The organism is Marinomonas primoryensis, from assembly GCF_013372285.1.
Taxonomy (GTDB): domain Bacteria; phylum Pseudomonadota; class Gammaproteobacteria; order Pseudomonadales; family Marinomonadaceae; genus Marinomonas; species Marinomonas primoryensis.
In genome coordinates this window covers 504,049-519,521 of the sequence record NZ_CP054301.1, presented here as the reverse complement: position 1 = coordinate 519,521, position 15,473 = coordinate 504,049, and the positions used below count along the sequence as shown (strand labels likewise).

Sequence of the window (15,473 nt, the reverse complement as noted above, 5' to 3'; positions counted from 1 at the left end):
TCAAAAGCGATTTATCATGAACGCCATTCTTCAAGCACAAAGCACACACAAATCCATTCGTCAGTACACAGACAAAACCATTGATGACGCTTTGCTCAAGCAACTTATTCAATGTGCACAAGGTGCTGCATCGTCTAGCTTTATTCAGGCGTACTCCATTGTTCAAGTCATCAACAAAGAAAACCGTGCAAAAATCGCCGCCCTCGCAGGTGGTCAAAAATGGGTGGAATCCGCAGCAGAATTTCTCATCATTTGCGCCGACCTTACTCGTGTTGAACTGTGCAGTTTAGAACAAGGATTAGGGGAATTAGAAGGCAACGCAGAGCATTTCATTGCGGCGACAACAGATGCGACATTTATGGCGCAAAACCTGATGCTAGGAGCCGAGTCTGTCGGCCTAGGCGCGGTATTCATTGGCGGCATTCGTAACGATCCAGCACAAGTGGCCGAGCTATTACACTTACCTAAGCAGGTCTATCCTGTTTTTGGGCTTTGCCTTGGCTATCCAGACACGCAGCCTGATTTAAAACCACGCTTGCCCGTGGATGTTATTCTCCACAAAGACAGCTACGACAGCAGCCGTTGCGCAGACGATGTAAAAACCTACGACGCTCAAATGCAAGTCTACTATCAAAGTAGAGGTAACAATCAAAAAATGAGTAATTGGTCAGAACAAACCGCCGCGGCCGTACAGAAAAAGAAACGCGAACATATGCTAAGCTTTCTACAGGATCAAGGTTTCTTAAAACGTTAATCTGAATGATGAAATCCGTTAAATAGCGTAATACTTTAAAGTGTAGCCAGACTCAGATACCAGTCTTAAAAATCGCCAACTAAGGCATAATCTAAAGGAGTGTCGATACTGTCCAAAACGTCATCATTGGGTGACGTTTTTATCCAAATGCTAAGGTAAATAAACATGTTTCTATCCACTAGTGATACTTTGCCCTTTTTAACTTGAAAACGTGAGCTAGTTTGCCGTCTATATACAGAAAACATCTAAAACATTACAAATTCAAATTGCTTTTCGCTTTATCATTAACTCACTCTAAAAGATGATGAGTTAAGTGCTTTTAAAAATATCTAGACATACCCGTTTGAGGAAACCACGATGTTAAAATATGTTAGGAAAAAAACTATCATATTGGACATGATTCTATCCGCTCTTGTTTTACCTTCGTGGAAGAACCTACTTTTTTTCGTTCTATTTACTTTGTGCTTTAGTCTTTACATCCATCATTGGAGCGCGTTAACGGCTGAAAAAAAGAAGCTAGAATCCTACGTTAAAAAAATAACGGATCGAACGCAACAGTCTGTTTTTCAATTGAAAACCAGCTTAACACTGGCCAACCAGAGCAAAGCCGCTAGCTGTTCTCCTGAAGACATCAACATGCTGCGTGACATTCTAGCCAACTACCCTTATGTTAATGATATAGGTCGAATATCTTCCGCTGATGAAGTCACCTGCAGCGTGTTATGGGGCGTCTTATCTGAACCAAAAAAACTCCCCAATAAAAGCATTCAAGACAGCAGTTTTCAAAAATCATGGACAGAAGTAAGTGGCTTTTTTTCGGCTAACCAACAACGCTCTATTTTTAACATAGGCCATTCGTTTGCCGTTTCTTCACCAACGACTTTTTTAGACATAAGTCGGCACTCACAAAAAATAGGCGGAGTGCTTTACACTCCCACTGAAAAAAAGATTCATCATCTCTTTGATGACATCACTTATCAGCAAGCGCAAAGTGTTATCACTTCGCCGCCAAAACAGCATTTATGGTTACCTATTCCCAATAACTTTTTAGTTTCTACCTCCTGTCCTCCGCATTATGAATTTTGTGTCACGGGAATAGACACAAGGATAGGGATTTATGACATGAATATTATTGAATGGTTGAAAATAATCATCTCTGGCATTTTAGCTGGTGTCGTTCTTTCTTTTGGTGTCAGACTGTTCAAGTCAAACCGACGCACCTTAATTTACCGCCTAAAATACGCGATTAAAACGGATGAAATCTATTCTCTATATCAGCCTAAAATACATCTCAAAACAGGCAAAATTATTGGCGTAGAAGCGCTCGCTAGATGGGACGACAAAGAATTGGGGAGCGTATCTCCTGACGTATTTATTCATTGCGCCGAAGCGAATCAGCTGATTACGCCATTAACCAAAAAATTGATTGTAAAAAACCTAAAAGAAATAGGTTCTTTTTTAAAAAACGATCCTACTTTTCTGCTCAGTATAAACCTCTCGGTACAAGACTTATCGGACCAAAGCTTTCTGAATTTCGTCGACAATCATGTCAAAAAAAATGGCATAAACGCCGAACAAATCATCTTTGAAGTGACAGAACGCTCTGCGGCCGAAAATAACGTATTGAAAAGAGCCACAAAGCACTTTTTACGCAAAGGTTACCAAATCTCATTGGATGATTTTGGCACTGGCTTTTCCAACTTGTCTTGGCTAACCACATTTGAGCCAAATGAAATTAAAATAGATAAAATGTTCGTCCAATCAATAGGAACACAGACCGTCAGCCAAATCGCCTTAAACGGCATATTTCAATTGGTAGGTAACTTAAATGTAGCGCTTGTATTTGAAGGCATAGAGTCCGTTGAAGAAGCCCGTTACGTACTTCAGCACTCACCCAACGCCATTGGGCAAGGCTGGTTGTATTCCAAAGCGATTGATGTAGAAGCACTACAACATCTACTGGACACACAACCTTACATGGATGTGTCTTTTCTAGAGAGCCAGAAATAGGTTAAAAGTAAATGCTATCCAAATCATGACTCATTTTATCGGACGTTGTTTTGTATTCATCAATCGACTCTGTAATGATCACTAAAGAAGATAGAATCACATCAAAATGTTGATCTAATCCATTAGGCATTTCATCAAGCAAGCACGTTTGAGCCTGCACAACCTGCTCTATGTGCAGTTGCACACTGGCTAGATTTTCACCCAAAGACACTAAAGATAACCTCTGCTCTCCAAAAGAGTTTAAGTATTGAGCCAATCCCCTTTCAGATTGCTTTATTGATCCTTTAAGTGCTTCCACCCCTGCATCCAATTCAGACAACACCGCTTTAGCCTGCGCCACTGCTTCTGTATGTTTGACAAAAAAAACAGGGGGAGTATTTTCTATGGATATGTCTAGAGACGTTTCCACTGCCCCATTATCTGACGACTGATATTGATCATAAAAATCGTTAAACGCCTCAATTATCGTATCAAAACGGCGCAAGTTTTGGCTTAATTTAACTAATTCATTGGCATCACTGGCAATAGACGCTTCTATTTTTTGAATCTCTTTCTCATTATTCGTATTGATAATAATACTATCGGTGACTCGACTCGCCACAACCTCTAAATATTGCCCACTGCTCGCTAAGCTGGAATGGGTCTGCTGTATCTGTTTTTTATTCTCTGTCAGATTATCACCCACTCGCTTACCTTCAAGAGAGGCGGCATCTATCAAGCCTTCAAAACGTTTAGCGGAGCTGACCAGCTCGACGCTATTTTTTGAAATTGACTGATTTTGATGACGTAATGAGTCCAATACTGAATGAATATGTTGATAAAAGTTACTCATTAAATACAGCAAACTTGTTTTAGAATAAGACTCGTCAGTCGTACTGTGAAAACCTTCATGTTCCGCCCTAGTCACTAACTCAATCACTGTTAGAGGGTCGTCTCCCAACTGATTAATCACACTGCGATAAACCCAAAAGACAGCGCCAAAAATAACTACAAACATGATCAGCGCCGCGAAAATAAGAGACATAGCAAATTGATGTAATTCTGCCTCTAATTCATCAACGTACACTCCGATGCCCAATATCCAGTTCCATTCTGGCAACAGTGTCATCCCATTCACTTTAACGTACAGCGTATTTGAATTAGCTTTCTCGCTTTCCCCGACAATGAACATAAAGGGGTTTTGCTCAAGATAACCAATGTATTTGGCATATGATGATTGGAATACGCCAATAACACTGTCTTTAATGTGTACCCGAGCGATACCATTCGCATCATTTGCCCACAAAAAATAATTACCCTCTCGCATTTCAGAAAATATACGAATTACGTTTTTTTCTGCTTCCTCACGCGTTATTTTATTGGCTTTTTCGAGTTCCACAAAGTGACGGGCTTGGTTAACAGAAAATGTTAAAATAGATTGTATTTCATGTTTTCTAGAATCAATTAAATTGTTTTTCAGTATATTCATTGCAAATACACCAAAAAAAACCATGGTCACAATCAGCACCACAGCCACAATGCTAATTTTCCTAGACAGTTTCATACACTCTCACTTTGAAGATAAATAAGTAATTTAAAATAACTATACGTTCCAAACTCATGAAAAGAACGTTTATTTATGTATCAACTTGAAAAACGGCCCACCAATCAGAATGCCACATTGAATTCTACCAATAAAGAAACAGTCACAACCCTGTATAAAAGGCATTGTGACAATAAACAATACTCTTCAATCTTTTAAAACATCCGTGGCTAAAAAACCTTTTTCGACCAACTGTGTCAGCAGAGCCTTGGTTCGCTCTCTAAACATATCTCGCAATAAACGCACCGTTGGCGTAATGGATTGCCGACTAGGGCAAACCAACCAAAGCTCGCCTACATCAACTTTATAATCCGGCATTAAAGGCACCACACGACCCGCCAGCAAATCTCCCGCAATGTCCAACGAAGACTTTATCGCGACACCTTTTCCAGCCACACACCAACGGCGTACAAGGTCCCCATCGTTCGCTGCACAATAGGCTTTAGGTTTGATTTTGTAGGTATTATCCACGTCAGATAACCGCCACGTATCGTTCAAAATATCCTGTAGTTGATAAAAGAGACCTTGGTGATTCATTAAATCTTTAGGGTGTTGCGGCGTGCCATACTTTTCAAGGTACTCGGGACTAGCACCAAGAATACGCGGCACGTTACAAATTTTGAAACCATACAAATTCGAATCCGCTGGTGGCCCATAGCGTAACGCCATGTCCAATGCATCACGATAAAAATCAACATTACTATCACTAATGTGTACTCGTAATGTCACGTGCGGATGCAACGCCATAAACTCATCAATCCAAGGAATCGCAATGTTCCGCCCTAAATCCGACGACACGGCAATGCGTATTTCTCCGCTAACCTCACCCGAATCGGTGAATATTGTTTGTTTAGCTTGATCTAGCATAGAAAGCGCCGCCATACATTGCGGTAAATAGCGCTCACCCGCACTCGAAAGCCGGAGGTGCCGTGTAGTTCTCACGAACAACTCCACGCCTAGCGCCGACTCTACTCGCTTAACAGCAGCACTGGCGGTGGCCACTTGCATGTCTAAATGCGTCGCCGCTGCCGTAATACTACGAAACTCAGCCACCTTTAATACTACCTGAAGATCATCAAGCTGCATTACCTCCTCCTAAGAAAGTCAATTACCAACCTATTATCAAATATTTTTTGATAATAACTCAATCAAAACCCTATTTTTCCTTTCATAAAGTCTCGTTACTATGGCGCCATCAATGTCAGCGCTACTTATTTTGATAGTGCTGAACACTCAACTTTTTATGGAGACAAAACATGTCACATCAGATTATTACAGACCTAGAAAACCGCCACACAGTAAAGCACTACGATGCCTCTAAACGCATTTCTGCAGCAGATTTAGAGGTTATTTACGAAGCCTTACGCCTATCACCTTCTTCGATTAACTCTCAACCATGGAAATTTATCGTGATTGAAAGCGACACAGCAAAGCAACGCCTTCACGACACCTTTGCGAACAAATTTCAGTTCAACCAAAAACACGCGAAAACCGCATCACACACCATCTTGTTCGCCCACAAAACAAACTATCTTCGTGCCGATTACGAAAAAGTCATCGACACAGACATTCAAGCAGGCCGAACTAAACCAGAGAACAAAGAGCAAGCCTTTGGCGCTTTTGCTTTCGTTGATATGAACACAGACGATCAAGGCAACAACGCAGCTTGGACAAAATCACAAGCATATCTTGCCCTTGGTAGCACCATGCATGCATTAGCACGTCTAAACATCGACTCAACACCAATGGAAGGTGTCGACCACGAATTGATCAGTGAACTATTCCCAGAACTTGAGGGTTACCAGTGTGACGTCGCACTCGCAATGGGCTACAACGACGCCACTGAAGACTATAACGCTGCTTTGCCAAAATCACGCCTAGCGCTAGAAAACATAATGACAGTCTTGTAACTAATGAGTTAAAAACTCAAACACGTGTTAAAAACAAGAAAAGCTAAAAAAAGAGCAAGCCATGAAAATGGTTTGCTCTTTTATATGACACTTAGGTGGAAATAACTTTTCCTAAAAACTCGAATTGGGCTCTTGTAAAAAAGCCAACTCTTCAGCTGACGATGTCCGCCCCAAAATAGTATTTCGATGTGGATAACGACCAAAACGATCCACAATTTTTTTGTGTTTTAACTCAAATCCCAAAGTATTAGACGTTTCCAACGTCGTAAACAAAACCACCGCTATCTCATGTATTAACGCAGATTCACTGTGCATAAACGGCATATACAAAAAGCTTCGCTCTGATGAAGACAACGCCTTATCAAACCCTTTATCAATAGCCGTTTGCGCCAGCGCCAAAGCCATCGGATCCGCTGCAAATGATTCAGCTTGATCGCGATAAAGATTACGAGAAAATTGATCGAGCACAATAATCTCCGCCAACGCTCCTTGTGCCGTATCACGCCAAGAGAATAACTCCCCTTGAATCGCTTGCTGATGAAGCGCACCGAATCGAGTTTGGATGCTTTTGTCGAAATCGAGGTCTTTTTGAAACCATTTTTTTGGATCAATCTCGTTAAACCAAAAATCTAAAACGTCTTGATACATAAATCCCGCCAAAAAATGAATGAATTAAAAAGAAACGTGCTGACAGGCTTCTATGACGTCCTTCAATTGTTGCTGGATAAAAGCGCGTTTACTGTCATCAAGCTGATACTCTGACTGTTTAGCAAGTTCGTCGTTTATGTAGGTCGCTTGGGACAGTTCAAGCTGGATAGCATGAATACCATCGTTTGGTTGACCAAAGTGGCGAGTAATGTAGCCACCTTTAAAGCGGCCGTTTAGGACTTGTGTGTAGTTCGGTCGCATGATTTGCGTGACCGCATTCGCAATGGCCACATCACAAGATTCACCGGCATTGGTTCCCCAGTTAAAGTCCGGCAGTGTGCCGTCAAATAACATAGGCACTTGCGCAGCGATGCTGTGCGCATCGAATAAAATTGCGTAGCCAAATTTGGCTTTTAAACGCGCCAGTTCTTGCTCGATTGTCGAATGATAAGGCATCCAAATCTGTTCTTTACAAAACGCTTTGTGTTCGTCGCTCGGTGCTTTTTTCTCTACAAAAACCGGACTGTCTTCAAACAAAATATCTGGAAACAAGCCTGTGGTTTTCGTCGCATAAAGAGGTTTGTCGTCATAAGGTCGATTAAGATCGATGACATAACGAGAGTAGTTAGCTTTGATAAAACCCACACCCAGTGATTCTAGAAAGTCATAAAGTTCAGGAATATACCAATCTGTATCAGGTAATTTTTTAGCTTGATCAGACAAACCGGCTTGCACCTCGGCAGTCAGGTTTAATCCCGAATGCGGCATGCTAACCAATAAAGGCGAATCCCCTTGACGAAATTCGAATGCGGGTACGGTTAATGAGACCTGCGTTGCCATTATGCTTTTTCCCCTTGATGTTCTTCACCATGATAAACGCGATGTTTGACTAGGTTGCCGCCTAACCAATAACTTAGTTCACCTGGACTTTCTACGTCCCAGCAAACAAAGTCCGCGGTTTTACCGACTTCCAAACTACCATGAGTATCGCCCATCCCCAGCGCTTTTGCTGCATGAACTGTTGCGCCAGCGAGGGCTTCTTCTGGCGTTAAACCGAATAAGGTGCAAGACATGTTCATCATCAAGCGTAACGACAATGCCGGAGACGTCCCGGGGTTCGCATCCGTCGCAATGGCCATAGGAACATCGTATTGACGAAGTAAAGTAATTGGCGGGCGCTGCGTTTCTTTTAAGGTGAAAAATGCCCCCGGCAATAACACTGCCACCGTGCCCGATTCTGCCATGGCTTTCACGTCTTCTTCTTCGATAAATTCAATATGATCCGCCGACAAGGCTTTGAACGAAGCCGCCATGCGAGTTCCGCCCAAAGAAGAAAGCTGTTCTGCATGGATTTTTACGGGTAAGCCTAGTGATTTAGCGGTTTGAAAATACCGCTCAACTTGCTCTGTGCTAAACGCAATGCCTTCGCAAAACGCATCCACCGCGTCCGCCATGCCCAGCGCTGCCACCTTTGGTAATACCGTATCACACAGGAAATCAATGTAAGCGTCTTTATCATCAAATTCTGGCGGCATCGCATGAGCGGCTAAACACGTACGTTTGACCGTTACTGGAAATTGATTTTCCAATTCTGTTGCCACGCAGAGCATTTTTAGTTCGCTGTCGAGCGACAAACCATAGCCAGATTTGATCTCAATAGTGGTAACACCGTCTGCCATCAAACTTTTCAAACGACGTGATGCGCTGGCGATCAATTCCGCTTCACTGGCATCACGCGTGGCTTTTACTGATGACGCAATCCCGCCGCCTTGTTTGGCAATGTCTTGATAACTCACACCATTCAAGCGCTGCTCGAATTCCCCTGCTCGATTACCGCCAAACACCAAGTGTGTATGGCAATCAATCAAGCCGGGCGTAATCCAACCGCCGCCTAAATCATGCTCTTTCTGAGTCTGATACGTCGGTAAGTTGCTGGCGTCACCAATCCAAACAATACGACCATCTAACACGCCTATTGCGGCGTTTTCGATCACACTGTAATGGCCATTTTTCATGGTCGCCACATGCGCTCCACGCCAAAGACTGTCTAGCATTATTGGAGTTTCGTTTGTCATACCTTTCCTTTATAAAAGCCCACAATTAAAAAAGGGCAGCTCTAAAAGAACTGCCCTTATAACTCGTTCCGATAAAACCGATTAAACCACGAAGCTTGGCAACAAGCCTTCTGGCATCGTCTCGTTATGAACCGCTTCCAATAATAAATCATTGGCTTTTTCAATGTCAGTCGCGAAATAACGATCTTTGTCATAGAAAGGCACACGAGCACGCAACGTTGCACGCGCATTTTCTAAACGTTTAGTCGATTTCAACGGTTTACGGAAATCCAAACCTTGTACCGCAGACAGAATCTCCACCGCCAAAATACCACGGGTATTTTCCGCCATGTCTTTTAAACGACGTGCCGCAAAGGTTGCCATAGACACGTGATCTTCTTGGTTTGCCGACGTTGGTAAGCTGTCGACTGATGCAGGGTGCGCGTAGCTTTTGTTTTCACTCGCCAATGCAGCAGCCGTTACTTGGGCAATCATGAAGCCAGAGTTCACACCACCGTTGTCCACCAAGAAAGGCGGTAATTTACTTAGGTTCGTGTCGATCAATAACGCCATACGACGCTCAGACAAACTGCCAATTTCAGCAATCGCCAAGGCCAGATTATCTGCTGCCATCGCAACGGGCTCTGCGTGGAAGTTACCACCTGAAAGAATGTCGCCTTCGGCCGCAAACACCAATGGGTTATCAGAAACTGAGTTAGCTTCGATACACAAAACACTAGACGTGCTGCGAATTTGCTCTAAACATGCACCCATTACTTGTGGCTGACAACGCAGTGAGTAAGGATCTTGAACTTTTTCACAATTCTGATGAGAATCGCCCAATTCACTAGTTTCGCCCAGAAAGTGACGATAAGCCGCCGCCGCGTCGATTTGCGTTTGATGTCCACGAACCTCATGGATACGGGCATCAAACGGGCTACGGCTACCCAATGCGGCTTCAACAGACAAAGAACCACACACAATGGCAGAGGCAAACAAATCTTCCGCTTCAAACAAACCTTCTAACGCGAATGCCGTTGACGCTTGCGTCCCGTTTAGCAACGCCAAACCTTCTTTTGGTGCCAAGGTAATTGGCTCAAGACCGGCGATAGACAAGGCCGCTAGACCAGAAATCACTTCACCACGGTAACGCGCTTTCCCTTCACCTAATAAAATCGTACTCATGTGAGCCAAAGGCGCCAAATCGCCAGATGCGCCAACCGAGCCTTTTTTAGGAATGCATGGATACACTTCTTTGTTAATTAGCGTTAACAAGGCTTGAATTACTTCTAAGCGAATACCAGAAAAACCACGCGCTAGACTGTTTACCTTCAATGCCATGATCAGCTTAACGGTTTTGTCTTCCATCAAAGCGCCAATGCCTGCGGCATGCGATAACACGATACTACGCTGCAATTCGTCCAAATCTTCTGGAGCGATACGCGTATTCGCTAACAAACCAAAGCCCGTGTTAATACCGTAAACTGTACGGTTTTCTGCAATCACATCATTGACGACTTGAGTGCTGGCATGGATCGCTGGAAACACGGCTTCGTCTAGGCTTAGCTTAACTTTGCGGCGACTGATTTGACGCAATTCGTTTAGGGTCAATTGGCCCGGTTTAATCATTAATTCAAACATTATATTCTCTCTAATTTGAATGCGATGTTCTGCAATAGTATTTTTAAATTTGTTATCTACTGACGTTTATTTGGTTTGATTGCCCGTGATCATTGGCAAATTCAACCCCTGCTCTTTCGCACAATCTATAGCAATATCATAACCTGCATCGGCATGACGCATCACGCCGGTCGCTGGATCATTATGAAGAACACGTGCAATACGCTCTGCCGCATCGTCGCTGCCATCACAAACAATGACCATGCCTGAGTGTTGTGAAAAGCCCATGCCTACGCCGCCGCCGTGGTGCAAAGACACCCACGTCGCGCCAGACGCGGTGTTCAATAATGCGTTCAATAATGGCCAATCGGATACCGCATCGGAACCGTCTTGCATGCCTTCTGTTTCACGGTTTGGACTTGCAACAGAGCCTGAGTCTAGGTGGTCACGACCAATAACAATCGGGGCAGACAGTTCGCCGCTGCGAACCATCTCGTTAAAAGCCAGACCAAGTTTCGCACGCTGACCAAGACCCACCCAACAAATACGCGCTGGCAAACCTTGGAACTGAATACGCTCACGCGCCATGTCCAACCAATGATGCAAGTGCGCATCGTCTGCGATCACTTCTTTTACTTTCGCGTCAGTTTTATAGATGTCTTCTGGATCGCCAGACAAAGCCACCCAACGGAATGGACCAATACCACGACAGAAAAGCGGACGAATGTAAGCCGGAACGAAACCTGGGAAATCAAACGCATTTTCAACGCCTTCTTCCATCGCCATTTGACGAATGTTGTTGCCGTAGTCAAAAGTAGGGATGCCCATTTTTTGAAAATCTAACATGGCTTGAACGTGCTTTGCCATGGATTGCTTCGCTGCTGTAACGATTTCTTTTGGCTGAGTTTTTGCTTTTTCTCGGTACTCTTCCCAGCTCATGCCGCTTGGCAGGTAACCGTTTAAAGGATCGTGTGCAGAGGTTTGATCTGTCACCATATCTGGACGAATACCGCGCTTTACCATTTCTGGCAAAATATCAGCGGCGTTGCCACACAAAGCAATCGAAACCGCTTCGCCTGCGTCTGTGTATTTTTTGATGCGAGCCAGTGCGTCGTCTAAGTCAGTCGCTTGCTCATCCACGTAGCGGGTTTTCAAACGGAAATCGATACGGCTTTGCTGACATTCAATGTTCAATGAACACGCACCTGCAAGTGTTGCTGCCAATGGCTGAGCACCACCCATTCCACCAAGACCAGCGGTTAATACCCAACGACCCGCCAGTTTACCGTCGTAATGTTGACGACCGGCTTCGACGAAGGTTTCGTACGTACCTTGAACAATGCCTTGGCTACCGATGTAGATCCAAGAGCCCGCTGTCATTTGGCCATACATCGCCAAACCTTTTGCGTCTAGCTCGTTAAAATGTTCCCAGTTAGCCCAATGTGGCACTAAGTTTGAGTTGGCAATCAAGACTCGTGGCGCGTTGCTGTGGGTTTTGAAAACACCCACTGGCTTACCGGATTGAACCAATAAGGTTTCGTCGTCTTCTAGCGCTTTTAGAGACTCAACAATTTTGTCATAACTTTCCCAATCTCGCGCCGCACGACCAATACCACCGTAAACCACCAATTCTTCTGGGTTTTCTGCTACTTCAGGGTCGAGGTTGTTCATCAGCATGCGCATTGGCGCTTCGGTGAACCAAGATTTTGCGGTCAGTGTTGTTCCTGTTGCGGCTTTTACTTCACCAGTACGGAATCGTTTTTGAGCAATCGTTTGTTTTGTCATCTTCTCTACCTTAGTAATGAGCCTTAGTAAAAAGCTTTAAAAATTACGTCGTTTTAAAATCAAATGTATATACAACTTAACCAAAGATAAAATCTTACTTTTTTAGATGCAAGGATTTTTTTTAAAAGTACTCACTTGATTGCCCATAAAAAAGCGAATCAAGAGGAATTAACAAGCGTAAAAACCATATAAAACAATGACTAAATTAAGGCATAGGCTGCACTCAGGAAAAAACGATAAAAACCAACTTGTATATACAATATATTATCTATTACACTGAAATCATTCAAATCGACCTAGGAATGACTTGTGACTCGTCTTAACCCATCGCATTTAGACACCCAATATTATTTCGCCGAACGCGCCTTGCTTGCTTCTGGCTGGGCCAGCAGCGTGCTTTTTTCGGTGAAAGACGGCCAATTCCATTCTATTGAAGCTGACAGTACGCCAACAACCGATAGTCACCGGTTATCCGGCCCTGTGTTACCAACGATGGCAAACGTGCATTCTCATGCCTTCCAGAGAGTGATGGCGGGTGCCGCAGAAGTCAGCCTAAACCCAAACGACAGCTTCTGGAGCTGGCGTGATTTAATGTACAAAATCGTACAGAAGCTCACGCCAGACGATGCGCGCGTGATCGCAACTCAACTCTATATTGATATGCTAAAAGCGGGTTACAGCCAAGTTGGCGAGTTCCATTATTTACACCACGACATTGGTGGTCATCAGTATGGTCAGCTTGGCGAAATGTCGAACCAAATGATCGCAGCAGCAGATGAATCTGGCATTGGTCTAACCTTGCTGCCTGTGCTGTACTCTCATTCTGGCTTTGGTGGTCAAGCCCCAAATGCTGGACAAGCGCGCTTTATTAATTCAACTGACTCCTACTTAGCACTGCATCAAGAATGCGCTCGTCAGTTAGTAAATCATCCTCGCCATCAGCTTGGTATTTGCTTTCACTCTTTGCGTGCCGTTACCAAACCACAAATCGAAACGGTGTTAGCGGCATTAGATACTCCCTTAACGAACAACAGTCCCATTCATATTCATATCGCCGAGCAGCAGAAAGAAGTCAAAGACTGTATAAATTGGAGCGGACAACGCCCTGTCGAATGGCTAAATAATGAAATTGGTTTGAGCGATCGCTGGTGCTTGGTTCACGCCACACACCTTGATAACAAAGAATTGCACGCCATCGCCACCAGCAATGCCATTGCCGGTTTATGCCCAACTACAGAAGCCAACTTAGGCGACGGTATTTTCCCTGCCGTTGAGTTTGAAAAAGCCAATGGACGCTGGGCAATTGGCTCCGACAGCCATGTGAGCCTGTCCATTGTTGAAGAATTACGCACATTAGAATATGGCCAACGCCTGCGCGATCAGCAACGCAACCGACTGCATAGACCTGATCAAAATAGCATTGGTGACAATCTCTTTCAGCAAGCTCTCCTTGGCGGCAATCAAGCCTGCGATGTATCACTTGGATTGGCGCAAGGAAACCGTGCTGACTTTATGGTGTTGGACGATTCGAATCCTTTTGTCGCGGCAAGCGAGTCTAAAGATCTACTTAATCGCTGGCTATTTGCCACTAATGACAACGTGATAAAAGACGTTTTTGTCGCTGGTAAGCACACCATCAAAAACTTCAAACATGAACACGAAGAAACCAGTCGCCATGCGTTCACTCAAGTCATCAAAAAGGTGATGTATGACATTTAATACCCATTCAAATTATCAACTCACTACACAAAACGACTACAAACGTATGCCGTGGAAAAATGGGTTAGGTGAAACCCTAGAAATTTATCTAAGCGAGGACGAAAGCGGGCAGCGTTATCGCATCAGCCAAGCGGCGGTTAAAGACGACGGTGTATTTTCAAATTTTGAGGGGCTGAGTCGCACCTTGGTTTTACTCAGTGGCCAAGGAATACAGCTTAGTCATAAAAGTATCAAAGGAAATGTCGCGGAACATTGCTTGAAGTCACCGTTGGACATGGCTCGATTCGCCGGCGGTGACGAAACCCTCGCCACACTAAACAATGGCAGCATCGAAGATTTGAACATCATGGTGCGTGAAACGGATACAAAAGCAAACGTTACCGCTTGTTTTGCGCCGTTTAACTGGGAAATTAAAATATATAAAGACCGCTTATTATCGGCTTTTTATGCGAATCAAACCTGCACCATTACTGTGAACGAAACAGAAAATGTGGTGTTAGAAAAAAACAGCTTTTTAAATATCAAACAGAACGGAACGCTGAGTTTAATGGAAGGTACTGGGGTTTTTATCGAGGTTTTATCGACCAAAGTGGCCGAATAACTGAAAACGTGAGCCTGGGTGCAATAATCGAGCGGCGGTGACAATGTCGTTTCCTGCCCAGGTTCGGCGTTGAATCTGCAAACACGGCTCCGTGGGAGCAACCTGCAAACGTTCACACTCTTGTGGTGTCGGCAACACCGCCTCCACCAAATGCTCTCCTTCTGTCATGGGTGCCACGCGCATTAAATATTCGTAAGAGGTTTGAGTTAAAAAGTCTTGTTCCTCGTATTCTGGCGCCAAGCTTGCGTTAACCACACGTTCTTCAATTTGGATCGGTAAATCATTTTCATAGTGCAAAACCACTGAACGAAAAATACTGTGGTTGGTGCGAACCCCCAGCATCATGGCTTCTTCTACGGTGGCTTTCGCCGATTCAAGCACTAACAATTCGGAACGATGTTTATGACCGCGAGCGGCGATTTCTTCCGCTATGTTGTGTACTTCGAACAACGCAGAGTGAGCTTTTTTCTCAGCAACAAACGTACCCAAACCTTGATGACGAACCAAAAAACCTTCCGCTGTTAATTCCCGCAACGCGCGATTCACTGTCATCCGGCTCACACCTAACGCTTTAACAAATTCAGATTCCGATGGAACTCGCTGATTAACTTCCCACACGCTTGATGATATTTTTTGCGAAATCGCCTGCTTTAACTTGGCGTAAATCGGCTGAGGCACATCGGGTAAATCATCAAATAAGTTGGTTAATCTAGATACAATCGGTTCAGACACAAGGTATTCCATGGCTTATAGGTAAAAGTGATTTCTATTGTGAGTCAGTCATGGGAAA

At 44.0% G+C, this 15,473-nt stretch carries 13 protein-coding genes; 5 read left to right on the top strand and 8 right to left on the bottom strand.

What is annotated here, in order from left to right; translation table 11 throughout:
- Positions 1 to 16 precede the first annotated feature (16 nt).
- Both nfsA and MP3633_RS02340 read left to right on the top strand, forming a co-directional pair.
- The gene (gene nfsA, locus MP3633_RS02345; protein WP_176334317.1) at positions 17 to 754 is read left to right on the top strand and encodes an oxygen-insensitive NADPH nitroreductase; all 738 of its coding nucleotides are present in this window, start codon (positions 17 to 19) and stop codon (positions 752 to 754) included.
- 357 nt (positions 755 to 1,111) lie between these two features.
- On the top strand, positions 1,112 to 2,764 hold the full coding sequence (locus MP3633_RS02340; RefSeq protein ID WP_176334316.1) for an EAL domain-containing protein: 1,653 nt from the start codon (positions 1,112 to 1,114) through the stop codon (positions 2,762 to 2,764).
- Position 2,765: 1 nt separating this feature from the next.
- On the opposite strand, the gene MP3633_RS02335 is transcribed toward MP3633_RS02340, so the two are convergent.
- The gene (locus MP3633_RS02335) at positions 2,766 to 4,307 is read right to left on the bottom strand and encodes a cache domain-containing protein (protein ID WP_176334315.1); all 1,542 of its coding nucleotides are present in this window, start codon (positions 4,305 to 4,307) and stop codon (positions 2,766 to 2,768) included.
- A gap of 186 nt (positions 4,308 to 4,493) precedes the next feature.
- Positions 4,494 to 5,432: a LysR family transcriptional regulator gene (locus tag MP3633_RS02330; protein ID WP_176334314.1), complete on the bottom strand. Its 939-nt coding sequence runs from the start codon at positions 5,430 to 5,432 to the stop codon at positions 4,494 to 4,496.
- Positions 5,433 to 5,602: 170 nt separating this feature from the next.
- On the opposite strand from MP3633_RS02330, the gene MP3633_RS02325 reads away from it, so the two are divergent.
- Entirely contained in the window at positions 5,603 to 6,256 is a 654-nt protein-coding gene (locus MP3633_RS02325; protein ID WP_176334313.1) for a nitroreductase family protein, read from the top strand.
- A 111-nt stretch (positions 6,257 to 6,367) separates the two neighbouring features.
- Here the strand turns inward: MP3633_RS02325 and MP3633_RS02320 are convergent, their stop codons facing one another.
- The 5 genes from MP3633_RS02320 to hutU form a co-directional block, all read right to left on the bottom strand.
- On the bottom strand, positions 6,368 to 6,904 hold the full coding sequence (locus MP3633_RS02320; RefSeq protein ID WP_176334312.1) for a DUF924 family protein: 537 nt from the start codon (positions 6,902 to 6,904) through the stop codon (positions 6,368 to 6,370).
- Between the two features lie 24 nt (positions 6,905 to 6,928).
- A complete protein-coding gene (hutG, locus tag MP3633_RS02315) occupies positions 6,929 to 7,744 on the bottom strand; it encodes an N-formylglutamate deformylase (protein WP_176334311.1) in 816 nt (271 codons plus the stop codon).
- Complete coding sequence (gene hutI, locus MP3633_RS02310; RefSeq protein WP_176334310.1) at positions 7,744 to 8,979, bottom strand: imidazolonepropionase; 1,236 nt, start codon at positions 8,977 to 8,979, stop codon at positions 7,744 to 7,746. The genes hutG and hutI overlap by 1 nt, the downstream gene beginning before the upstream one ends.
- 81 nt (positions 8,980 to 9,060) lie before the next feature.
- Positions 9,061 to 10,599 (bottom strand): histidine ammonia-lyase, encoded by a 1,539-nt coding sequence (gene hutH, locus MP3633_RS02305; RefSeq protein ID WP_112136455.1) that lies wholly within the window; start codon positions 10,597 to 10,599, stop codon positions 9,061 to 9,063.
- Between the two features lie 66 nt (positions 10,600 to 10,665).
- Positions 10,666 to 12,363 (bottom strand): urocanate hydratase, encoded by a 1,698-nt coding sequence (gene hutU, locus MP3633_RS02300; protein ID WP_176334309.1) that lies wholly within the window; start codon positions 12,361 to 12,363, stop codon positions 10,666 to 10,668.
- Positions 12,364 to 12,672: 309 nt separating this feature from the next.
- Between hutU and MP3633_RS02295 the strand changes: the two genes are divergently transcribed.
- Together MP3633_RS02295 and MP3633_RS02290 are read left to right on the top strand one after the other, a co-directional pair.
- A complete protein-coding gene (locus tag MP3633_RS02295; protein ID WP_176334308.1) occupies positions 12,673 to 14,082 on the top strand; it encodes a formimidoylglutamate deiminase in 1,410 nt (469 codons plus the stop codon).
- On the top strand, positions 14,072 to 14,683 hold the full coding sequence (locus MP3633_RS02290; protein ID WP_176334307.1) for a HutD/Ves family protein: 612 nt from the start codon (positions 14,072 to 14,074) through the stop codon (positions 14,681 to 14,683). The genes MP3633_RS02295 and MP3633_RS02290 overlap by 11 nt, the downstream gene beginning before the upstream one ends.
- On the opposite strand, the gene hutC is transcribed toward MP3633_RS02290, so the two are convergent.
- Positions 14,660 to 15,415, bottom strand: a complete 756-nt coding sequence (gene hutC / locus MP3633_RS02285; protein WP_244959783.1) for a histidine utilization transcriptional repressor HutC — start codon at positions 15,413 to 15,415, stop codon at positions 14,660 to 14,662. The genes MP3633_RS02290 and hutC overlap by 24 nt on opposite strands.
- Between the last annotated feature and the right edge of the window lie 58 nt (positions 15,416 to 15,473).

Bases quoted from the DNA above. Each gene is read 5' to 3' on its own strand.
- MP3633_RS02320 (WP_176334312.1), bottom strand. From the start codon at position 6,904: ATGTATCAAGACGTTTTAGATTTTTGGTTTAACGAGATTGATCCAAAA.
- MP3633_RS02340 (WP_176334316.1), top strand. From the start codon at position 1,112: ATGTTAAAATATGTTAGGAAAAAAACTATCATATTGGACATGATTCTA.
- MP3633_RS02290 (WP_176334307.1), top strand. From the start codon at position 14,072: ATGACATTTAATACCCATTCAAATTATCAACTCACTACACAAAACGAC.
- hutI (WP_176334310.1), bottom strand. From the start codon at position 8,979: ATGACAAACGAAACTCCAATAATGCTAGACAGTCTTTGGCGTGGAGCG.
- nfsA (WP_176334317.1), top strand. From the start codon at position 17: ATGAACGCCATTCTTCAAGCACAAAGCACACACAAATCCATTCGTCAG.
- hutG (WP_176334311.1), bottom strand. From the start codon at position 7,744: ATGGCAACGCAGGTCTCATTAACCGTACCCGCATTCGAATTTCGTCAA.
- MP3633_RS02325 (WP_176334313.1), top strand. From the start codon at position 5,603: ATGTCACATCAGATTATTACAGACCTAGAAAACCGCCACACAGTAAAG.
- MP3633_RS02335 (WP_176334315.1), bottom strand. From the start codon at position 4,307: ATGAAACTGTCTAGGAAAATTAGCATTGTGGCTGTGGTGCTGATTGTG.
- MP3633_RS02330 (WP_176334314.1), bottom strand. From the start codon at position 5,432: ATGCAGCTTGATGATCTTCAGGTAGTATTAAAGGTGGCTGAGTTTCGT.
- hutH (WP_112136455.1), bottom strand. From the start codon at position 10,599: ATGTTTGAATTAATGATTAAACCGGGCCAATTGACCCTAAACGAATTG.
- hutU (WP_176334309.1), bottom strand. From the start codon at position 12,363: ATGACAAAACAAACGATTGCTCAAAAACGATTCCGTACTGGTGAAGTA.